20 protein-coding genes are annotated in these 20436 nt (G+C 58.8%); 11 read left to right on the top strand and 9 right to left on the bottom strand.

Translation table 11 applies throughout. The features are described from left to right. The first annotated feature begins 122 nt into the window (after positions 1-122). Positions 123-863 carry a polysaccharide deacetylase family protein gene (locus FJ977_RS04260; RefSeq protein WP_140768828.1) on the top strand — a complete coding sequence of 247 codons (741 nt, stop codon included), beginning with the start codon at positions 123-125 and terminating at the stop codon, positions 861-863. 73 nt (positions 864-936) lie between these two features. On the opposite strand, the gene FJ977_RS04255 is transcribed toward FJ977_RS04260, so the two are convergent. Together FJ977_RS04255 and FJ977_RS04250 are read right to left on the bottom strand one after the other, a co-directional pair. Further along, positions 937-1326, bottom strand: a complete 390-nt coding sequence (locus tag FJ977_RS04255) for a DUF427 domain-containing protein (protein ID WP_140768826.1) — start codon at positions 1324-1326, stop codon at positions 937-939. A gap of 132 nt (positions 1327-1458) precedes the next feature. Then, positions 1459-1815 carry a hypothetical protein gene (locus FJ977_RS04250; RefSeq protein ID WP_140768824.1) on the bottom strand — a complete coding sequence of 119 codons (357 nt, stop codon included), beginning with the start codon at positions 1813-1815 and terminating at the stop codon, positions 1459-1461. A 321-nt stretch (positions 1816-2136) separates the two neighbouring features. On the opposite strand from FJ977_RS04250, the gene FJ977_RS04245 reads away from it, so the two are divergent. Both FJ977_RS04245 and FJ977_RS04240 read left to right on the top strand, forming a co-directional pair. Continuing rightward, a complete protein-coding gene (locus FJ977_RS04245; protein ID WP_140768822.1) occupies positions 2137-3765 on the top strand; it encodes a fatty-acid--CoA ligase in 1629 nt (542 codons plus the stop codon). An 80-nt stretch (positions 3766-3845) separates the two neighbouring features. Further along, a complete protein-coding gene (locus FJ977_RS04240) occupies positions 3846-4631 on the top strand; it encodes a DUF1499 domain-containing protein (RefSeq protein WP_140768820.1) in 786 nt (261 codons plus the stop codon). Positions 4632-4684: 53 nt separating this feature from the next. Here the strand turns inward: FJ977_RS04240 and FJ977_RS04235 are convergent, their stop codons facing one another. After that, a complete protein-coding gene (locus tag FJ977_RS04235; RefSeq protein ID WP_140768818.1) occupies positions 4685-5590 on the bottom strand; it encodes an MBL fold metallo-hydrolase in 906 nt (301 codons plus the stop codon). Positions 5591-5704: 114 nt separating this feature from the next. Here FJ977_RS04235 and FJ977_RS04230 point away from each other — a divergent pair, with 114 nt between their 5' ends. The 6 genes from FJ977_RS04230 to rfbD all read left to right on the top strand — a co-directional run bounded on the left by FJ977_RS04230 (position 5705) and on the right by rfbD (position 10894). Next, positions 5705-6295 (top strand): biotin transporter BioY, encoded by a 591-nt coding sequence (locus FJ977_RS04230; RefSeq protein WP_140768816.1) that lies wholly within the window; start codon positions 5705-5707, stop codon positions 6293-6295. A 64-nt stretch (positions 6296-6359) separates the two neighbouring features. Then, on the top strand, positions 6360-7427 hold the full coding sequence (locus FJ977_RS04225) for an NAD-dependent epimerase (protein WP_140768814.1): 1068 nt from the start codon (positions 6360-6362) through the stop codon (positions 7425-7427). Positions 7428-7477: 50 nt separating this feature from the next. Then, a complete protein-coding gene (gene rfbA / locus FJ977_RS04220) occupies positions 7478-8359 on the top strand; it encodes a glucose-1-phosphate thymidylyltransferase RfbA (protein WP_140768812.1) in 882 nt (293 codons plus the stop codon). Between the two features lie 3 nt (positions 8360-8362). Continuing rightward, positions 8363-8914, top strand: coding sequence for a dTDP-4-dehydrorhamnose 3,5-epimerase (rfbC, locus tag FJ977_RS04215; RefSeq protein ID WP_140768810.1), 552 nt, complete (start codon positions 8363-8365; stop codon positions 8912-8914). Positions 8915-8927: 13 nt separating this feature from the next. Then, on the top strand, positions 8928-9998 hold the full coding sequence (gene rfbB, locus FJ977_RS04210) for a dTDP-glucose 4,6-dehydratase (RefSeq protein ID WP_140768808.1): 1071 nt from the start codon (positions 8928-8930) through the stop codon (positions 9996-9998). Next, positions 9995-10894: a dTDP-4-dehydrorhamnose reductase gene (gene rfbD, locus FJ977_RS04205; RefSeq protein WP_140768806.1), complete on the top strand. Its 900-nt coding sequence runs from the start codon at positions 9995-9997 to the stop codon at positions 10892-10894. The genes rfbB and rfbD overlap by 4 nt, the downstream gene beginning before the upstream one ends. A 57-nt stretch (positions 10895-10951) precedes the next feature. Here rfbD and FJ977_RS04200 read toward each other — a convergent pair whose 3' ends face one another. The 5 genes from FJ977_RS04200 to FJ977_RS04180 form a co-directional block, all read right to left on the bottom strand. Further along, positions 10952-12070, bottom strand: a complete 1119-nt coding sequence (locus FJ977_RS04200) for a glycosyltransferase (RefSeq protein WP_140768804.1) — start codon at positions 12068-12070, stop codon at positions 10952-10954. Next, positions 12067-13245 carry a glycosyltransferase family 1 protein gene (locus FJ977_RS04195; RefSeq protein WP_281406796.1) on the bottom strand — a complete coding sequence of 393 codons (1179 nt, stop codon included), beginning with the start codon at positions 13243-13245 and terminating at the stop codon, positions 12067-12069. The genes FJ977_RS04200 and FJ977_RS04195 overlap by 4 nt, the downstream gene beginning before the upstream one ends. Before the next feature lie 16 nt (positions 13246-13261). Beyond that, a complete protein-coding gene (locus FJ977_RS04190) occupies positions 13262-15499 on the bottom strand; it encodes a hypothetical protein (protein WP_140768800.1) in 2238 nt (745 codons plus the stop codon). 64 nt (positions 15500-15563) lie between these two features. Continuing rightward, positions 15564-16565 carry a glycosyltransferase family 2 protein gene (locus tag FJ977_RS04185; protein WP_140768798.1) on the bottom strand — a complete coding sequence of 334 codons (1002 nt, stop codon included), beginning with the start codon at positions 16563-16565 and terminating at the stop codon, positions 15564-15566. Then, positions 16565-17125: a class I SAM-dependent methyltransferase gene (locus FJ977_RS04180; protein ID WP_246682812.1), complete on the bottom strand. Its 561-nt coding sequence runs from the start codon at positions 17123-17125 to the stop codon at positions 16565-16567. The genes FJ977_RS04185 and FJ977_RS04180 overlap by 1 nt, the downstream gene beginning before the upstream one ends. A 649-nt stretch (positions 17126-17774) precedes the next feature. Between FJ977_RS04180 and FJ977_RS04175 the strand changes: the two genes are divergently transcribed. Beyond that, positions 17775-18650 carry a hypothetical protein gene (locus FJ977_RS04175; protein WP_140768794.1) on the top strand — a complete coding sequence of 292 codons (876 nt, stop codon included), beginning with the start codon at positions 17775-17777 and terminating at the stop codon, positions 18648-18650. Between the two features lie 158 nt (positions 18651-18808). After that, positions 18809-19576: an FkbM family methyltransferase gene (locus tag FJ977_RS04170; RefSeq protein WP_140768792.1), complete on the top strand. Its 768-nt coding sequence runs from the start codon at positions 18809-18811 to the stop codon at positions 19574-19576. Between the two features lie 50 nt (positions 19577-19626). On the opposite strand, the gene FJ977_RS04165 is transcribed toward FJ977_RS04170, so the two are convergent. Beyond that, positions 19627-20406: a class I SAM-dependent methyltransferase gene (locus FJ977_RS04165; RefSeq protein ID WP_140768790.1), complete on the bottom strand. Its 780-nt coding sequence runs from the start codon at positions 20404-20406 to the stop codon at positions 19627-19629. Positions 20407-20436 lie beyond the last annotated feature (30 nt).

The following is a 20436-nucleotide window of genomic DNA, read 5'->3' as shown; positions in this document are numbered from 1 at the left end:
TCCGCCTTCATGCGGGTCTTGGGATGGCGGCTTGAAATCGCCCCATGGGAAATGCTCCAAAACAAAGGGCGGGTTGCCGTTTGCGTGAAACGGTGAACTGCTCCAGTCGGGAATTCGGCTTGATGCGTCAGCTGCAAAGACATCTCTGCATGATTGCCATGTCGCTGGCGGCGCTATCCAGCGCCCAAGCCGCGCCGTTGGTCGAGCCCACGCTGCACATCAAGCCCGCGGCAAGCGGAGCGGGCCGTGTCGCGCTCACGCTCGATGCCTGCGGTGGACAGACCGACACGCGCATTCTCTCGGCGCTGGTGGAGAACAAGATACCGGCCACCATCTTTGTCACCGGCATCTGGCTGAAGCGCAATGCCGCGGCCGTCGAGATCATGCAGGCGCATCGCGACCTTTTCGAATTGGAAAATCACGGCGGGCGCCATGTTCCGGCGGTCGACACGCCGCAGAAGATCTATGGCATACGCAGCGCCGGCAGCCCGGATGCGGTGCTGGCCGAGGTCGAGTCGGGGGCTGCGGCGCTTGCCAGGACGGGTGAGCCCGCGCCGAAATGGTTCCGCGGCGCAACCGCCGAATACAGCCCCTCGGCGATCGCGATGATCCGCAAGCTCGGTTTCAAGATCGCCGGCTTCTCGATCAATGGCGATGGCGGCTCGCTGCTGGGCGCCAAGGAAACCGCCAAGCGCATCGCCGCTGCCAAGGACGGTGACGTCATCATCGCCCATATCAACCAGCCCACCCATGCCGCCGGCGAGGGCGTGGTGAAGGGCCTGCTGGCACTCAAGGACAAGGGCATGACCTTCGTGCGCCTGGACGACGCCGACGGTACTGGCAATCACGGCACCACCGACTGAGGGGCGTTGACATTCAGGTGAGGCAGGCCTGACCTGAATCTCAACGCACCCCAATGCCTTCGAGTCGAAGCGTTCAGCCCGGTTTGGCTTCGATGCTGACCTTGCTGGCGTAGAATGCGCCATGGTCGCGGATTTCGGTCATTTCGTCGAAAGGCCGCTCGTAAGCCCACATCGCATTCTGACCGGTTTCGCCGGCCGGCCGCACGCTCCAATAGCTGGCATCGCCCTTGTAGGGGCAATGGGTCGAGTGTTCGGTAGCGCTCAGCTTGCCGAAATCGATGTCGGCGAACGGAATGTAGAAGGCGGCGGGGTAGGGAGCCTCCGTCAGCACCTTGGCCTTCGTGGAAGACGCGACAACCGTATCGCCGGCGCGTACCGTGACGGTGCCGACATAGGGCTCGATGGTGATGATCTTGTCGGGATTGCGCTGGAAGCCGGGTGCCGGGTTGGCGATCTTGTCCATGCTGGTTCTCCTTGCCTGGCTCCCTAAGGTGTGGCGGGCACAGCCGTTGCGCAAGGTCCGTTTGCATCACAAAAACAGGCGCACCAATCGCCGAGGCGTGGCGCTGCAGCGCTTTCGAGTATCCGCCGAAGCTCAGGCGGCGGTCTTGAATGCGTCCATCAGTCCGGCATAGGCGGCTGCGATGCCCGCCACCGGGTTGCTGCTTCTCGAAACGGTTTCGACTTTCAGCGAGCCACCAACGGTTGGCAAGGTGAGCAGCAGGAACTGGCGGTTGCCGCCATCGCCGACGGATGCCGCCGCGACGTGCTGGCCTTCGCCTTCGTTCTGGACGCACATCTTGAACAGCAGCGTGCCGCCGACCGCTTCGAGCGCGCCGCCGACAACTTCAACAAATTCGTCTTCGGAAACAGTCTTTTCGTCCGGCACCAGATCGGCCAGGCTTTCCGCAATTGTACTCTCAAGGGCTTTGTCGTCGAGCTGCGCGTCCATGCGAACCTCTTTCAGTCGCCAATCGCCCCTTGCCCGTTAACGAAACTTAACGCCGACGATGGCCGGATTGTGGCGGATTTTCAAGTCATTTCGCCGGATAAGGCACTGCCGCCACTGTGGCGATTTCGACCCTCTTGCCATCTCGGTGGCACGAGTGGCCAGGAGACGGAAGTCCAAAACATGTCAAGATTCAACCGCTTGCCGTTGCGGCACGGGCGCTGAAATTCCTTCGCCGCGCAAGCGAGCGACTGGACAATCCGCCGGTTCGCTTCACAATGGTTCGAAGCTACGACGCAAAATGCGCGAGGGAGGAGGAGCTGGATGCTGGGGCTGATGCAGGAATGGCCGCTGCTGTGCCACAAGCTTATCGACAACGCCGAACGGCAGCATGGAGCGCGCGAGATCGTGTCACGCTCGGTCGAGGGACCGATCGTGCGCACCACTTATGCCGAGATCCATCGTCGTTCTCTCAAGGTCGCCCAGAGGCTGGAGCGTGACGGCTATGGGTTGGGCGACCGCATCGCCACGCTGGCCTGGAACACGGCGCGCCATATCGAGGCCTGGTACGGCATCATGGGCATCGGCGCGATCTATCATACGCTCAACCCGCGCCTGTTTCCCGAGCAGATCGTCTGGATCATGAACCATGCCGAGGACAAGGCCGTCTTCGTCGACCTTACCTTCATACCGCTGCTCGAGAAGATCGCCGGTACCGTCAAATCGCTGAAAAAGGTGATTGTGCTGACCGACAAGGCGCACATGCCGCAAACGACCCTGCCCAATGCCGTCGCCTATGAGGACTGGCTTGACGAGGTCGATGGCGATTTCGCCTGGAGGACCTTCGACGAAGGCACCGCCGCCGGCATGTGCTACACATCGGGCACGACAGGCGATCCCAAGGGCGTCGTCTACAGCCATCGCTCGAACGTACTGCACGCCATGATCGCCGCCATGCCCGACGCCATGGGCCTGTCGTCACGCGACACCATCCTGCCCGTGGTGCCGATGTTCCACGCCAACGCCTGGGGCCTTGGCCAGAGCGGACCGATGATCGGCTCCAAGCTGGTCATGCCCGGCTGCAGGATGGACGGCGCCTCGATCTATGAATTGCTCGACACCGAGAAGGTGACCTTCAGTGCCGCCGTGCCGACCGTCTGGATGATGCTGCTGCAATATCTGGAGGAGACCGGCAAGAAACTGCCCTATCTGAACAAGGTCGTCATCGGCGGCTCATCCTGCCCGCGTGCGATCATGACGAAATTCCAGGACAATTACGACGTCCAGGTCATCCACGCCTGGGGCATGACCGAGATGTCGCCGCTCGGCACGCTGTGCACCTTGAAGCCGGAATATGCAGCCCTGGAGGGGGAGGCCCGGCTCGACGTCAAGCAGAAACAGGGTTACCCGCCCTTTGGCGTCGAAATGAAAGTGACCGATGACGAGAACAATGCGCAACCCTGGGATGGCAAGACCTTTGGTCGGCTGAAGGTGCGTGGACCGGCCGTTGCCCGCGCCTACTACGGCGGCGCCGGTGCCGAGCAGTTCGATGAGGACGGCTGGTTCGACACCGGAGACGTCGCTCACATCGACGCCGGCGGCTACATGCAGATCACCGATCGAGCCAAGGACGTCATCAAGTCCGGCGGCGAGTGGATTTCGACCATCGATCTGGAGAATCTGGCCGTCGGCCATCCGGACGTGGCGGAGGCGGCGGCAATCGGCGTCCATCATTCGAAATGGGGCGAGCGGCCCTTGCTGGTCGTGGTCGCCAAGCCGGGCAAGGAGCCGACCAAGGCTGACATTCTCGGCTTCATGAACGGCAAGGTGGCCAAGTGGTGGATGCCGGACGATGTCGCTTTCGTCGGCGAAATACCCCATACCGCCACCGGCAAGATCCAGAAGATCACCTTGCGCCAACAGTTCAGGGACTACCGCCTGCCGACGGATTGAGGGGATGTTGCGTGTTTCGGCTTCAAGCCGACGCGAAAAGGCACTAAACCTCCGTCCGGGTTGGGGCAGCGCAGAGAACAATGGTTAGCATTCCCGAACGGCGAACCTCGAAGGCTGCCGGCTGGTCGCGGCGCACGGCCGCATTTTCAGCGGTGCTTCTGCTGACCAATTTCGTCGGCCATCGCTTCGATCTCGTCGAAACGCCGGTGTTCCTATGGGTGCTGGGCATCGTCGCGCTGCTCGCTGCGCTGGCGCTGCTGTTCGCCGCCTTTGCCTTTTCGAGACTATGGAAATTTGGTGATCGCGGCGGCCGTGACCTGACCCTCGGCGCCTTGCTGGCCCTGCTGGTGCTCGTTCCCTACGGCGTTGCCGCCTACTGGGCGACGATTTATCCGCCGCTCAGGGACATCTCGACCGATTTCGATGATCCGCCCGCGCTCGATATCAGCGACCGGACAAAGGACATGAACGTGCTCTCGCCGTCGACGCCGGGCGAACAGCGGCTGCAGACCGACAGCTATCCACTGGTCACCGCGCGCAGCTACGACCTGCCATTCGAGACCATCGTCAATGCCGTCGAGACCGTGCTCGACCGGCGCGGCTGGGATCTTTCCGAACCCTATCCCGACCTCGCCGGGCAAAGCGACGTGACCATTACCGCTGTCGCGAAGGGTTTCGTGCTCGGCCTTCCTGCCGATGTGGCGATCCGCGTGACGGATGATGGCGATACGGTGATCGTCGACATGCGGTCGGCCTCGCGTTACGGACGCTACGACCTTGGCGACAATGCCTCGCGCATCACTGATTTCCTGGCGGAATTGGACCAGGAAGTCGCCGGCCAGGTCGGGGCGGCTCCGGCAGAGTAGCCATTTTTCCGCCGATCCCATGCCTGCTGGGGGGAGGGCCCAGGGCAGGCCTATCAGGCCGGCGTGAAAATGCCGTCGATGGCGGGAGCGGCGTCGGTCGACACCACGCCGCGCGCCACCAGATCCTCGAGATGGGCAAGCACCGAAAGCCCGGCCGCACCATGCAGCCGCGGATCTGTATCCCGGTAGATCGCCTTGACCATGTCGGGAACCGTCCGGTCGCCGGCTCTGACCCGCTCCAGAATGGCCCGTTCGCGCATCTTGCGATGCGTCTTCAACCCGCGCATGAAAGCGCGCGGTGCCGTTACCGGCCCGCCATGGCCTGGCAGCAGCATGCGGTCGTCGCGCTCGATCAGTCTGTCCAGCGATGCCATGTAGTCGGCCATCGCTCCGTCCGGCGGCGCGACGATGGACGTCGCCCACGCCATGACATGATCGGCCGAAAACAGGATGCCGGTTCCTTCCAGCGCGAATGCCGCGTGATTGGCGGTGTGGCCGGGGGTCAGAACCGTGCGGATCGCCCAGCCGTCGCCGGCGACCAACGTGCCGTCCGGCAGGGTGATGTCGGGAACGAAAGCGGTGTCGGCGCTGGCGTCGAGCGCGTTGGTCTCGCCTACATGCAGTGGCCTTGCCGGCCGGTGAGGCCCCTCCGCCATCACCAAGGCACCGGTGCGCTGCTTCAGCCGGGCCGCCAGCGGGGAATGGTCGCGATGCGTGTGGCTGACGAAGATATGGCTGACCGGCCTGCCGGCGATCACGTCGAGCAAGGTCTGAAGATGAGCATCGTCATCGGGCCCGGGATCGATCACCGCCAGCGTGTCGCGCCCGACGACATAGCTGTTGGTGCCATGAAAAGTGAAGGGGCTGGGATTTTGGACCGTGACGCGCTGCACGTCCGGCGCCACGCTCACGCCATGGCCGTAATGCGGATCGAAGCTGGTATCGAATTTGAGAGCCATATCGGCACATTGTTCCCGGAACGGCAAAACCGATTGCCGCATAGCACGCAAGCCAATATAGGAAAACGCTAGACCGCGATTATCGGATCGCGACAGATCGGATAGGGGAAGACCATGGCAACTGCAACGACGATGCGCCCGCTTGTTTCTCTGGCCTTGCCGCTGGATGGCGCGGCGCGACTGGCAACACAGCTTTTCCTGGCCATCGCCGGAACGCTGCTGCTGACCCTGTCGGCCACGACCAAGGTTGTGCTAGGCCCCGTCGACATCTCGATGCAGACGCTCGCCGTCTTGCTGATCGCCGCCACCTTCGGCATGCGCCTCGGCGTTGCCACGCTGCTGCTCTACATGGCGGAAGGCGCCATGGGCTTCCCGGTCTTCCAGGGCACGCCGGAGAAGGGCATCGGCATCGCCTACATGCTTGGCTCGACCGGCGGCTACCTCGCTGGCTTCGTGGTCATGGCGGCGATCGTCGGCTGGGCCGCGGATCGCGGTTGGGATCGCCACCCGATCAAGCTTTTCAACGCAATGCTGGTCGCCGAAGTCGTCATGATGGCGATGGGCTTCGCCTGGTTGGCGCTGCTCATCGGTCCGGAAAAATCCTGGCAGTTCGGCGTCGTGCCGTTCATCGTCGGCGACCTGATCAAGGTTGCCCTGGCGGCAAGCCTTGTGCCGGCCGTCTGGTCGCTTCTGAAGCGCTCCTGAGGTCTTCAGGAAGCTTGGCGTGCCATAGACGTCAGGGGTCCATTCCCGAGGACGGGCGCTTCTGATGAAAGTTCTGGTCACCGGCGTCGCCGGCTTCATAGGCTATCATGTCGCCAGGCGGCTCCTGGAGCGCGGCGACGAGGTTGTCGGTATCGACAGCATCAACGAGTACTACGATCCGGCGATCAAGCAGGCGCGGCTGCGGCTGCTTGCCGAGGCAAGCCGAAGCACCAATTCCGGCTATCATTTCATCCACGGCAATCTTGCCGACAGGGGCATCGTCGACAGCTGCTTTGCCGACCACGCCTTTGACCGGGTGATCCACCTCGCCGCCCAGGCCGGGGTCCGCTACAGCCTTGAAAACCCGCGCGCCTATGTCGAAAGCAACATCGTCGCCTTCACCAACATGCTGGAGGCCTGCCGCGGCGGCGGCATAGCGCACCTGACCTATGCCAGCACCTCGAGCGTTTACGGCGCCAACACCGACATGCCGTTTTCCGAGCATCGCCCGGCCGACCACCCGCTGCAGTTCTACGCGGCGACCAAGCGCGCCAACGAGCTGATGGCGCACAGCTACAGCCATCTGTTCGGGCTGCCGACCACCGGATTGCGTTTTTTCACCGTGTATGGCCCCTGGGGGCGTCCCGACATGGCGCTGTTCCTGTTCACCAGGAGCATCCTGGCGGGCGAACCGATCAAGCTGTTCAACAATGGCAACCACACACGCGACTTCACCTATGTCGATGATATCGCCGAAGGCGTGATCCGGACCAGCGACAGCCCTGCCGCGGGAAACCCTGGCTGGGATTCCGGCCATCCGGACCCGGCAACGAGCAGCGCCCCCTGGCGTATCTTCAACATCGGCAACAATAACCCGGTGAGGCTGACCGCCTATGTCGAGGCGCTGGAAAACGCGCTTGGCCGCAAGGCCATCATCGAGCTTTTGCCGCTGCAGGCGGGGGACGTGCCCGACACCTTCGCCGATATTTCAGCATTGCAGGAGGCGGTCGGATATCGCCCCGGTACCTCCGTGTCGGAAGGGGTAGGGCGATTCGTCGAGTGGTATCTGGCGTATTTTGGTAACGACTCTACGGTAAAAGCGGGCCCTGGCAGCAGCTTTTTCAGGGTGTAGTATGGCTCCCACTGCCGCCGAGGGGATTTGGGCATGTCAGGGAGAGCTTCTTGAAAGGAATTATCCTTGCGGGGGGTAGTGGAACACGCCTTTATCCGCTGACGTTGGCAGTCTCCAAACAAATTCTTCCGGTATACGACAAGCCGATGATCTATTATCCGCTGAGCGTACTGATGCTCGCGGATATCAGGGAGATTCTGGTTATTTCGACGCCGCGAGACCTGCCCGTTTTTCGCGATTTACTCGGCGACGGATCGGAGTTCGGTCTGGACATTTCCTATGCGGAGCAGCCGCACCCCAATGGGCTTGCGGAAGCTTTCATCATCGGCCGCGAGTTCATCGGCAAGGACAGCGTGTCGATGATCCTGGGCGACAATATCTATTTTGGCGATGGGCTGTCGCAGCTTTGCCGCGCCGCCGCTTCGCGCGAGGCGGGCGCTTCGGTTTTCGCCTACCGGGTGGATGATCCTGAACGGTATGGTGTCGTGTCCTTCGACAAGGTCACCGGAACCGCGATTACGATCGAGGAAAAGCCGCAAAAGCCGAAATCCAACTGGGCTGTTACAGGGCTGTATTTCTACGACAACACCGTTGTCGACATCGCCTCGTCCATTCGACCTTCGGCCCGCGGCGAGCTGGAGATCACGGCGGTCAACAACGCCTATCTCGATCGCGGCCTGCTGCATGTGCACCGATTGGGGCGCGGCTATGCCTGGCTCGACACGGGGACCCATGACAGCCTGAATGACGCGTCTTCCTTCGTGCGCACGATCGAACATCGACAGGGCATCAAGGTCGCTTGCCCTGAGGAGATCGCCTTCGAGCAGGGTTGGCTGACGGCGGAGCAAGTGCTGCAGCGGGCAACCCGGTTGGGAAAAAATGAATATGCCGCCTATCTGCGCCGGCGTGTCGCCGATCTGTCGGAGGGCTAGGCGTTGGAGATCAGGTCCCTCGGCATTGAAGGCGTGCTGGAAATCGTTCCAAAGCGGCACGGCGATGCGCGCGGTTTCTTCATGGAAACCTACAACGCCGAGCGGTTTGCGCAGGCTGGAATAAAATTGCTTTTCGTGCAGGACAACCATTCTTATTCCGCCGAGGCAGGTGTCTTGCGCGGGCTCCATTACCAGCTTGCGCCCCGAGCGCAGGACAAGTTGCTGCGCGTTATACGCGGCCGGATTCTGGACGTTTGTGTCGACATTCGCCGCGGTTCGAAGACCTTTGGGAAATGGACCGGCCACGAGATTTCGGCCGAAAAGGGCAACCAGATTCTGGTGCCCAAGGGCTTTGCCCACGGCTTCCTGACCCTCGTGCCCGACACCGAGGTCCTCTACAAGGTGACCGACACCTACTCGCCTAAGCACGACCGGTCCATCCGCTTCGACGATCCCGCGATCGGCATCGAATGGCCTTCGGTGGCCGGCGGGTTCCAGCTTTCGGACAAGGACAGCAAGGCGCCGATGCTCGCCGACACCGAGGTGTTTGCCTGATGAGGACAGCAGCATGAACTTTCTGGTGACAGGCGGGGCCGGCTTCATCGGTTCGGCGGTGTGCCGTCATCTGTGCGCCAATCCGGCCTACCGCGTGACCAATCTCGACAAGCTGACCTATGCCGGCAACCTGGCCTCGCTGCGGTCGATCGAGAATGCCCACAATTATCGCTTCGCCCAGGCCGACATCTGCGACGAGAACGCGGTGCTCGATTTCCTGCACCGTGACGATATCGACATCGTCATGAACCTCGCCGCCGAGAGCCATGTCGATCGCTCGATCGACGGACCGGGCGCCTTCATCGAGACCAACATTGTCGGCACCTACCGGATCCTCAATGCCGCACTCGAATATTGGCGTGGCCTTGCCGATGACAGGAAGAGCCGCTTCCGTTTCCACCATGTCTCGACCGACGAGGTGTTCGGCGATCTGCCTTTCGACGGCGGCATGTTCGTCGAGGAGACGCCCTACGCCCCGTCCTCGCCCTATTCGGCCTCGAAGGCGGCCTCGGATCATCTGGTGCGCGCCTGGCACGAGACCTACGGCCTGCCGGTCGTGCTCTCCAACTGTTCGAACAATTACGGCCCCTATCATTTTCCCGAGAAACTGATCCCGCTGGTCATCCTGAACGCGCTCGACGAAAAGCCGCTGCCTGTCTATGGCGCCGGTGCCAATGTGCGCGACTGGCTGTTCGTCGAGGATCACGCCCGGGCCCTGGAACTCGTCGCCACCAAGGGCACGCCGGGCGAGAGCTACAATGTCGGCGGCAATTCGGAGCGCACGAACCTCGCCGTCGTCGAGACGATCTGCGACCTGCTCGACACCAGGCGTCCCAGGGCCGGCGGCAAGCGCTATCGCGAGCTGATTTCCTTCGTCACCGACCGCCCCGGCCATGATCGCCGCTACGCCATCGATGCCTCCAAGATCGGCCGTGAACTCGGCTGGACGCCGACCGAGAATTTCGACAGCGGCCTGGCCAGAACCGTGGACTGGTTCCTCGACAACAAATGGTGGTGGGGCCCGATCCGCGAGCAGCGCTATGCCGGAGAAAGACTGGGCGAAGCGCGCAAGGCTGGCGCGTGAGGCTCGTCGTCACCGGACGCGAAGGCCAGGTCGCGGCAAGCCTGCTGGAGGCATGCCAAGGGAAGGCCGGCATGGAGGTCGTCGCCATCGGCCGCCCGGAACTCGACCTGGCAAGACCCGAGACCATCATCGACGCCCTTGCGGCCGCGAAGCCGGATATCGTGGTGTCGGCCGCCGCCTACACGGCTGTGGATCAGGCCGAGGACGAGCCCGACCTCGCCTTTGCGGTCAACGCGACCGGCGCCGGCAAGGTGGCTGAAGCGGCGGCTCGGCTCGGCGCTCCCGTCATCCATCTTTCGACCGACTATGTCTTCGACGGCAGTGCTTCTCACGCCTATGTCGAGACCGATGCGACGGCGCCCCTCGGCGTCTACGGCGCCTCCAAGCTCGCCGGCGAACAGGCCGTGGCCGCCGCCGGCCCGCGCCACCTGATCCTGCGCACCGCCTGGGTCTACAGCCCGTTCGGCAGGAATTTCGTGAAAACCATGCTGCGGCTGGCCGCCGACCGCGACGAGATTTCGGTGGTGGCCGATCAATGGGGAAATCCCACCTCCGCGCTCGATATGGCAGACGCCATCCTGCATGCGGCGGCGGCGCTGCATGGCGACAACAGCGTCGGCGCGTTCGGCACCTATCATCTGGCCGGCACCGGCGAGACCAACTGGAGCGGCTTTGCCCGTCACATCCTGGACACCAGCCGGGCGGCCGGCGGTGCTTGGGCGCAAGCGCGCGACATTGCCAGCAAGGACTATCCGACCAAGGCGCGGCGCCCCGCCAATTCGCGGCTGTCGAGCGCGAAGTTCGCTGATGTATTCGGGTGGAGCGCGCCCGACTGGCGGCAGTCGACGGAGGCGGTGGTCCGTCGGCTCCAAAGCGAGCAGGCCCCGGCCGGATGACCAAGCGTCCTTGACGGCGGCTCGCCGAGTTTCACAAGGCGTGCCTTGCAGCGGCACTCAACGTCGACGGCTGTCGAGCTGGTGATAGAGATCGGCGTAAGCCTTTCCCATCCTGTCCGATGTAAAGAGCCTGGCATAGCGCTCTCGGGCGGCTCGCCCCCACTTCGCTGCTTCGTCAGGCGAATCGACCAGCCGGTTGATCGCTTCGGCAAGCCGTGCCGGATCGGAAGGCGGAACGACCAGCCCGGTTTCGCCGGCCTTGTTCACATAACTGGTTCCCGTTCCGATCTCGCATGAAATCATCGGCTTGCCGCACATTGAGGCCTCGACCAGCGATAGCCCATAGGCTTCCGACCTCTGGTTCGAAGGAAAGACGAACCCGAGGCAGCCGTGGAGGAGCGCCATCTTGTGCGACTCCGAAACCTCGCCCAGGAAAATCACATTGTCGCGCCGCAACGTGCTGGCCTGCAGCTTGAGTTGCTGCTCGATCGGTCCCGAGCCGGCGATGACAATCTTGCATCGAACCCTGTCCGCGGCCTCGATCAGCACATCAAGTCCCTTGTAGTAGCGCAGAACGCCAACGAACAGCACGAAGGGCTCCGCCACCACCGACCGGCACCAGATGGTGTCGGATTCGGTCGACGCGGGGTAAGCGGTTTCGTCGATGCCGATGGGAATGATCGTCGATTTGGCCTTGAAGGCTTTGAGGACAGGGCTCGATCCCAAATAGTCCGGGGATGTCGCAACGATCGTGTCCACGTCCTTCAGGAAACGCAGCATCAGCGGTCGGTAGAAAGGCAGTATCAGCCTCTGTTTGACGATGTCGGAATGATAGGTGACGACGGCCGGTTTGCCGTGGCGGGAATGAAAATGCACCATATCCATCAACGGCCATGGAAAATGGTAGTGCAGCAGGTCGGCCTTCCCGGCGAGTTCCGCGAATTTCCGAAAAACCGCGCGCGAGAATCCGGTCGAGGCGAGTTCGAAATCGAGCTTGGCCTTATGGGCCATGTGGCCGTCAAACCATTGGGTATTCTCGGCCGGAGTGGGGCTCAACGACAGCACGCCCGTTTCGATGCCGTGGCTCGCGGTGCTTTGGGCAATGGCCTGTATCGTGCGCTCCACCCCGCCAAACGAATCCGGCCAGTAGGTCTTGAAGAAGTGCAGGACTTTCAAACGCGGGCCTTCCGTCTTTGCTCGATGGCCTGTTCAAAAATCCGCAGCATGCTCTTGGCGTGGTTTTCCCAGGTGAAGCGTCCGGCATTCCTTTTCGCGCCCGCGGCGATCCCGTCTCGGAATTCCGCTTCGACGCACAACCGGTGGAATGCAGCGGCGATTGCCTCGGGGTCATTCGGGTCGACGAGGGCGGCATTGTCACCCGCGACCTCAGGCATTGACGACGTGTTCGAGGTCAGCGCCGGCTTGCCGAAAGACTGTGCCTCGACGATCGGAAAACCGAACCCCTCGTAGAGAGATGGCATCGCCAGAAACAGGCAATTCGCATAAAGCGTGGCGAGCGTCATGTCGTCGACGAATCCGGTAAACTTGATATTCGCCTCCAGCCCGCCGGCGCGCACCTTATCGGCAAGGCCCGTCTGTTTCCACCCGGTGCCGCCGACGATGACCAGATCGCAGCCGGACCGGATGACGGCCGGCAGCAAGCCGTAGGCCTCTATCAGATTGCCGAGGTTCTTCCGGGGCTCGACTGTGCCGACAAAGAGCGCATAGGGCTTGCCGATGCCAAGCGGCCGCAGGCTCGAGACATCGCCGGGGGCCGGCAGGGTGACCGTGCCGGGGTGGACTGTCCTGACCGGCGATTTCAGCCAGGGGAACTCGGCCGTCAAGGCTGTGGCCGTGGCGGTCGAATCGGCAACCACGGCATCGGCGGTCCGCAGCGCGGGCTTCATCAGCAGGCGGTCGCCCACCCAGGTCCGGGTCCGCATGGTCCGCGCGGCGTGCAGCCAGACGAGGTCGTGAATCGTGACCACCCGTGCGATGTCGCCGCCCATCACAAAGGGCAGACGGTGCGACGGCCCCCAGAACACCTCCACGTGGTCGCGCCGGGCCAAGGAGGGCAACACGGCCTGGCCCCAGAACGTGCGGGCGACAGGCCCCTTGAAGTTGGCGACCCGCACGCAGACGCCAGGCGGAAGGTCGTAATCCGGATTGATCCTGCCAGGCGCATAGACAACCACATCGGCGCCGAGAGCCGCCAATGCCTTCAGGGCATTGTGGACGAACCGGCCGATCCCGTCCGTAGCCGATCCGAGATTCCTGCCGTCGATCCCGATCCTCAATCTTGTCTCCGGACGCGAATTAAGCAAAGGATTCCTGAAACTCGCGGCTAACACACTTGCTCAATGTTACCTATGGGGCGGTACCGTTCTTATCTCCAGCCTCAATTTCAAGCCGAGCCAAGCCGAAAGCCAGCAATCTTTTGTCGGGGGAACCAAATGCTGAGGGCGACAGTGGATTGTCGGTCTGAATGTCCACCGTCAGCCTTCCCTCGCCGGATTGAATCAAATCGCGTGGTAATACGATCTTAAGAGAATCCATTTCGGTGTTCGTATAGTTCTTAGTCGACAGAAGTACTCCATTCACAAGTATTCTTATCGTTTGCGCCGCTTTGTCGTTGGCAAAGGCCCTTCCAATTAGCGTCATGGCAACATCGGTGTTATGGAGGTTGGGAGGTAGATCGAGTGATACATAGTTGTCTTTATCGCCCGACCACGTACCCCAACTCTCCGATTCATACCATTTCCCGCTAAGGAAACGCCGCGCGTCTGGGTTATCAGTGCTAAAGTCAATTCCTCCTTCATCCGGCGTATCATCTATCGATGCCAGTGCGTAGGTGTCGTTCAGCTTGATTACATTAGAATACTGTTTACTAGAAGTTTGCTCCGCATGCACCAGAAACGGCCCGTTTGTAGGCGAAGTGCCGCTCGCATATGTCTGTTCTGTGACCGTCACTACTCCTGAGTTCAGAACAAGCGCTGCAATGGAGTTTTCGTGGATATTCCCAAGCTTTATGTTGATCGCGTCCAGGGCGCTGATCCGCGCATCATCTTGGAGGTCAAGCAAGTCCTGAGGAATAACACTTGTTACTGAAGATCCCCTCTGAGTGCCAATGGCTATGCTTGAGACCGCTAGCGGCACGGCGATAGATATAGCCGCGATCCTCCACCTCCCACGGAGTCTCGATATTATGTAAGCGAGAATCGGTGGCATGCACAATGCGATGAACACCCCAAGCCACTTGTGCATAGCATAGTTGTTCCATCCGAATTTTAGGCCAATTATCGATGCATTTATTGCTACAGCAACAAGGATAAAGATGTTCGTTATCCGTTCCCGACCGTAGTACGGAAACACCGCCCAGTTAATTGCCGCGACGGTCACGAACACGATGCACCATGAAAGCAATGCCTGTTTCAATCCTGAGGAGACAAGGAAGACCTGCTGGCCGATTGCCGCGAGAGGTGACGCAAACGGTATGTCGAAACCAGCCTCGCCGGTGGATTGGAGGTGATAAGAGAAGTAGTACCAATCCAGCATCGGGCCGCTCAAGATGAGTATCAGAGCCGCACACATGCCTGCCGCTAATAAGTGCCGGCGAAAGTTTCCCGGTCGCTGCAGCAAAAGCCAGATCGCCAAGGCCGACAGCATTAGCCCCGATCCAATAGCGAGCGTAAAGTTCGATCCGAGGGCCGCAGCACCAATCAACCCTGCCACAACCGCGAATGCCGCACTGCCTCCCCATGTCTTTCGGCTTGAGCCGGTTCCAATCACTGTGATAAAACAGGCGAGCAATGCAACGGCGGCAACTTGGCCTATTTGAGCGTCGTAAACACGAGAAATAGGAACAATCGAGAAAGTCGGAATTATAACAGCAAGTGTGGCTGAAAAATTGCTGATCATAAATAGCTTTGAGCATAAAATAAGAAGTGCAGAAAATAGCATAAATAACAACACCAGCATAATTGGTGTAAGTAGCTGATAAGGCGGTACGCCAGATATTTCGCTGGCGAGGACAAGGAGAGCCGTTACCATAGGCTTCTCCGAATTCGCCCTATTCGCGAGACCCGCTCCAAATGCATCAGTGTGTCTAGTCATGAAATCAGAGGCGCCTGCCTCGGACATCCAGACTTGCGCGGATCCTGCATAGCTGGGGAAGTCATTCGTCCCTGACGTCCAGGACGTCAGGCCGAATCCGATGACAGGCAATATGATCAAGACTGCGGCGATTGCGGCAATAAAGTCTGAGGGTGCCGCGAGACGACTGAATCCCGCTGCGATACGCTGCCAAGGCGCAGTCCGGTTACGCAGCAAAATTCGCCCTGAATTGATTAGATAAATTAGAAAAATTATAAGAGCAGCAACACCTAAAGGTAGAACTGGAAGCATGGCGTCGCCAGTTAAACGGTACGCGAAAGCCATTGGAATTACTGTGGCGCCAGCGCCGATAGCCATTGCTATTCCCAGGCTTCGAGGCAATTTCAGCTGACCAGAAAGGGCTATTTCAATCGCCAGTCCTACGGCGATCATATATATGCCCAGGAGAAGGGCCGGATATGCAATTGCAAAGACGTTAGAAACAAAGCCCATGTCGACCCTATCGATCTATTTTCCCCAAGTGGCAGTCACCAGAGGAGTTCAGCTCGTATGCGCGTCAATTCGATTTATCGGTAGCGCTCTGTTTTCTCTTTTTGCGCACTGCAGGCAACACATGGCGTCGGATTTCGACTATGACGGCACTGTTAGACGGCCCGTCGCGATTCAGGCTTACCAGAAGCTCGGCGATCATCCCGAAGAGCACAAACTGTACGCCGACAATCAGAAGGAGTGCGGAGATGATTAGAAGCGGTCTTCCCCCAATTGCCTGACCGTGAAACCACACGGCTGTGAGGTAGAGGAGCATAAGGCCCCCCATTGCTCCAACGGCTACGCCCAGGCCTCCGAAAAGGTGGCCTGGCCTGTAGCTATATTTTGTGATTGTGACCACCGTCAGAAGGTCCAGAAATCCCTTCAGGAGTCTGTTTAATCCGTATTTTGATTGTCCAAATCGCCGGGGATGATGGTTGACCGTGATTTCACCAACCCGAAACCCCATGCTGTGTGCGATCGTTGGGATAAATCTGTGAAGCTCGCCATAAATTCTTACGCTATCAAATATATTTCTTCTATATGCTTTAAATCCACAATTAAAATCATGAATCTTGACGCCGGTAACAAGTGCAGTTACTTTATTGAATATTTTCGATGGTAAAGTTTTGCCAAGAGGGTCGTGCCTGACTATTTTCCAACCAGAGACAAGATCGAAACCTTCTTCGAGCGCGTCGAGAAAGCGCGGTATTTCATTTGGATCGTCCTGCAGGTCTCCATCCATCGTGATGACAATTTCACCCGTGCTGAGCTGAATTCCTTCCTGCAGCGCGATCGCCTTGCCAAAATTTCTGCGAAGCCTCACTCCTAGAACGAAAGGGTACTCTTCGATCACCTTTTCTATCGCTGCCCACGTCTGATCACGGCTGCCATCATCGACGAAGATAACCTCATTCAGATGTGCGCTCCCTCCCAGCGTGGACTGGAATACACTGTCAATGGCTTGGACAAGAGGAACAATTGTTTCTCGCTCTTCCTTTACTGGAATAACAATTGAAACCGATTTCATTATTTTTTGCTCTTGTAGAGAATAGAAGTTTGGCCCGGAAAAGGTAGCGCGGGCGTAAGGCCGCGCATTATATGTTCATCTAGATGCGATGTATTTATGGCCTCACGGTATTCAATACGATCACTGTTATCAAATATAATAAAACCATTTTCATCGAGACGATCCTTTGCCTTTTCCAAGCAATGGATTCGAGAGCGTCCGTCGATGATAATCATGTCAAAGTTCCCGCTATGCGCATCAATCGATTCTACGTAGCGGTCGAACGAGTAATTCGTATAGCCTTTGCGGCGTGATCCAGAAAATTTCAACCGAGTGGGTACTTCCGGGGGGTGAATCTCCAGTCGTATATTGGGGTACTTAGAGAACAGAGGTCTCATGACTTCAGTGAAGCCTATGTCATGCTCAACGGTGATTACCTCCGTACAGCGTCTTGCTAACCAGATTGTGCTTGCCCCGGAGCCGTATTCGAAAACGCGGAGACGGCCCTTTCGCTCCTTGATACGAGCCTCGACAAAGTCAATTGCTGAAAAGGCCCACCAAGGCACATCAAGCTTGGCCATGTCTGCGCTATCATAGATGCTCAACAGACTCCTCAGCCAAAAGACCTTTCGGTTTTTCGATCGCTCGGCCACATCCAGGAGCCCAATCCCCTTCGCAAAACCTCTCACTCTGTGAGCCGTGCTCACATATATTTGGCGCATGGTTGCTCCTGGGGTATTCGACTAAAAATGGCAAGAAAGACCACCCACGCCCCACGGTACGACCATCGACGGTTTGGCAATTTCGATCGCCACGGTCTGCGTGTCTTTAAAGCAGGTGATCTGGATGATCAGTTTCTTCGGGAGTTTAATCACCGACCTTCTCATGCTGCGCAAGTACTGGGAGCCGGGCACGTCGACCAGTGATCCGCGGTACAGTATGGCGCCTCGACCCAACGACCCTTAGTGGACAGGGCTTTGCTTGGCAAGGTCGAAAGGCTACTGTCTGGGCGGCGCAGCGGCGCGATTTCCGTAAGGAAAATGGTTTGCGCCTTTGGCCTTTGCACCTTTGGCCGATGATGCTAATGCACGAAACTTCCGTAAAGTTCCAAGAGCAAGCACCTGCCAAACCGGATTGCCCAGATCCTTGTTAGAATGAAACGGAAGGGTTTGCGCCCGATAGCGCGACACCTGCACGTTGACGGCGCGGTTTTTCTATTTGGCTGACATCATGTCGCCCTACGCCAAGGTCTGGCTTCATCGTATTGGAGCGTTCCTCGGGTTGGCCGGGGTCGTTTTCGTGGCGATCAGGCTCCGAGGTTACGCTGACGAGATCGATTTTCACAGAATGGGAACGGGCAGCTATATCGCGGTAGCCGCTTTGGCCAGCCTATTCGGGGTGTCGAATGTATTGCTCGGTTTCGGCTGGCGAAGTCTCATGCTCCATCTCGGAGCTCCGGTCTCGTGGCATTGGGCGATTCGCACCTATGCCATCTCGCAGTTGGCCAAGTATGTTCCCGGTAACGTTCTTCAGTTTGCGGGTCGCCAGGCCATTGGCGTGGCCGCCGGCATTGGCAATGGGCCGCTAGCCAAGTCGACTGTTTATGAACTCGGTTTTCTCGTAGTCGGCGCAGCTCTGTTCTCGCCCCTTGTGCTGCCGCTGATCGCAGCAGGCATTCCGGATTGGTTTGGATGGGTTTCTTTCGCCTCAGTAGTGGCAATCACACTCTGGCTGACCGTACGCGTCGGCGGCGTTGATTTGTGTATGGCCGCGGGCTTTTATCTCTCTTTTCTTGCGTCTTCAGGTTTGGTTTTCATTGCAGCATACAGCGTTGCTGGTGGCCTCGGCGATTTCACACTTTATCCAGCGATCGCCGGTGCATACGTGATTGCTTGGCTCGCGGGACTTATAACCCCGGGTGCGCCGGCCGGCCTCGGGGTTAGAGAGGCGGTTCTGCTGTTTTTGCTTAGTAGCCTTAGTGACGCTCCGGTTATTCTTCTGGCGGTGGTCATAGGGCGATTGATCACTGTGCTCGGGGATGTGTTGTTTTTTGCTTGCGAACAGATCTTCAGTTGGCTTTACCGGACAGCCAATAGGCGAAATTGAAGGCGTCGTCGGCTCCCATCGTGATGGTGCTCAGAATTGGCTCTTACGTCGATCACCTGGATATCATCCCTTGAGACAAGGTTTGCGCGTAAGGTGTCGGACAAGCGCAATTGATATTTGAAGGCGAAAGCCGGTCTTTGCTATCTAGAGGGTAGAAAATGCACACTCGGAACATCAAGTTTGGCGAGCAGAATATCGTCCTCTGCGGGCGAAAGGGGGACAGCTATTTTGACCACGCTGCTCCCGACGAGCCGTTTGTATTCGCAATGCGTTCGCTTCCTGCTCGCGCGGTCGTCTTCGATATCGGTGCCAATATCGGGATGACGGCGGTTATCGCGGCGAAATCAGGCGCTGCGGAAGTCCATGCTTTCGAACCCGACCCCAACGTCTTCCCCTTACTGCTGGATACGATAGCGGCCAATGCGGTTTCGGTCGACGCTCACAATATGGCGTTGGGAGAGAGTGAAGGCTCTCTGTCCTTCTTCTCCAACCCCAGTTCCGCCTCCGCCAGCCACCTTGTCACTGAAGACACGCTTGGACACACGCCCACGGGAACTGTTCAAATGTCGACGCTAGACGCGTTTGTGAATGTTCGTGGTATCGACAGGATCGACTTCATCAAGATCGACGTGGAAGGTTTTGAAATAGACGTTCTACGAGGAGCACGGAAGACGATAGAACGTATGAAGCCTTCTCTGCTGGTCGAATTCAACGCCTTTACGATGGTGGGATTCAGGGACATCAATCCGCGTGATCTATTAAGGCAGTTGCAGCAGACGTTTCCCTATGTCTATCGCTTCAAAGATGGGCAATCTTCACTGATCGATAGTGACGCCGCCGCGCTTGGCTTCATTCACGACAATTTGGTATCTGCAGGATGTGTGGATGACCTCTACTGTTCTTTCAGATTGACACCCGGCGTCTAGGGTCAATACCTAAAAATTTGTTCGTGCTGAGCGAGGAGCCCCCGAGCGCTTCATGATTGCACCACACTGCGGCGGACAGGCACCGCCTTGGGGTACGTCGACTTTCTTGCCCGGCAAAATACCGACAAGCCAAACGGTAGTCTTATGCCCCGCAAGATCAATTGGCTTTCTATGCCGAGAATTGCCTTGAAAATCGAGTTAATCGGGCCGGGAACGATACTGCTCTGCTTCTTTGCGCCGCCGAGCTTAGGCTTTGACGCGAGTTTGCTGGCCAGCCTGGTAACGACAGCAAGCGGAAACAGGAACGAATTGAAATAGCCGCGTTCCATTACCGGCATTTCCGGAGGCATGATGGCGGCATAGTTTGAGGCGCTGTAGCGCCGGTAATGATGCAGCGCGACGTCATGTTCCGAGAATAGAAATTGGAAAGCCGGCACCGTTGAAAGAAAGAAACCACCAGGTCGCAAATGGTCTGCAATCCATTGCGCGGCTGCTCTGTCATCTTCTATGTGTTCAAGGACATCGGTAGCGACAATCACATCGTAGGTTTGGTTGCAGTCAAATGGGATGGGCTGATCGAAAATCTTTCTAATGATGGAAATCTGTCGCAATGCGTCCAGGCCAATAGGATTGATCTCGACTACATCGACTTCACCGAACTTACTGATGGCCTCAACATTCTGTCCAACGCCGGCACCCAGATCGAGTATTTCCAGATCACGGCGATCACCAAGCGATTTTTTTATCAATGCGGCTATTAGGTTTCGCCGACCTGCCTTCAGCCAGTTGTCTCGTTCGAGCTGGTATTGCCGGTAAGCCGTGTCATCCATCTGAAGCTGAAATCCCTAGAGAGAACAATA

The sequence above is a fragment of the Mesorhizobium sp. B2-1-3A genome (assembly GCF_006442655.1).
In the GTDB taxonomy this organism is placed as follows: domain Bacteria; phylum Pseudomonadota; class Alphaproteobacteria; order Rhizobiales; family Rhizobiaceae; genus Mesorhizobium.
Note: the sequence above shows the minus strand (reverse complement) of the source record. Positions and strands in the feature narration are given on the sequence as shown.

Coding starts and splice junctions, on each gene's coding strand:
- FJ977_RS04260 (WP_140768828.1), top strand. CDS start 123: ATGCGTCAGCTGCAAAGACATCTCTGCATGATTGCCATGTCGCTGGCG.
- FJ977_RS04255 (WP_140768826.1), bottom strand. CDS start 1,326: ATGGACAAGATCGCCAACCCGGCACCCGGCTTCCAGCGCAATCCCGAC.
- FJ977_RS04250 (WP_140768824.1), bottom strand. CDS start 1,815: ATGGACGCGCAGCTCGACGACAAAGCCCTTGAGAGTACAATTGCGGAA.
- FJ977_RS04245 (WP_140768822.1), top strand. CDS start 2,137: ATGCTGGGGCTGATGCAGGAATGGCCGCTGCTGTGCCACAAGCTTATC.
- FJ977_RS04240 (WP_140768820.1), top strand. CDS start 3,846: ATGGTTAGCATTCCCGAACGGCGAACCTCGAAGGCTGCCGGCTGGTCG.
- FJ977_RS04235 (WP_140768818.1), bottom strand. CDS start 5,590: ATGGCTCTCAAATTCGATACCAGCTTCGATCCGCATTACGGCCATGGC.
- FJ977_RS04230 (WP_140768816.1), top strand. CDS start 5,705: ATGGCAACTGCAACGACGATGCGCCCGCTTGTTTCTCTGGCCTTGCCG.
- FJ977_RS04225 (WP_140768814.1), top strand. CDS start 6,360: ATGAAAGTTCTGGTCACCGGCGTCGCCGGCTTCATAGGCTATCATGTC.
- rfbB (WP_140768808.1), top strand. CDS start 8,928: ATGAACTTTCTGGTGACAGGCGGGGCCGGCTTCATCGGTTCGGCGGTG.
- FJ977_RS04190 (WP_140768800.1), bottom strand. CDS start 15,499: ATGGGCTTTGTTTCTAACGTCTTTGCAATTGCATATCCGGCCCTTCTC.
- FJ977_RS04185 (WP_140768798.1), bottom strand. CDS start 16,565: ATGAAATCGGTTTCAATTGTTATTCCAGTAAAGGAAGAGCGAGAAACA.
- FJ977_RS04180 (WP_246682812.1), bottom strand. CDS start 17,125: ATGGCCAAGCTTGATGTGCCTTGGTGGGCCTTTTCAGCAATTGACTTT.
- FJ977_RS04175 (WP_140768794.1), top strand. CDS start 17,775: ATGTCGCCCTACGCCAAGGTCTGGCTTCATCGTATTGGAGCGTTCCTC.
- FJ977_RS04170 (WP_140768792.1), top strand. CDS start 18,809: ATGCACACTCGGAACATCAAGTTTGGCGAGCAGAATATCGTCCTCTGC.
- FJ977_RS04165 (WP_140768790.1), bottom strand. CDS start 20,406: ATGGATGACACGGCTTACCGGCAATACCAGCTCGAACGAGACAACTGG.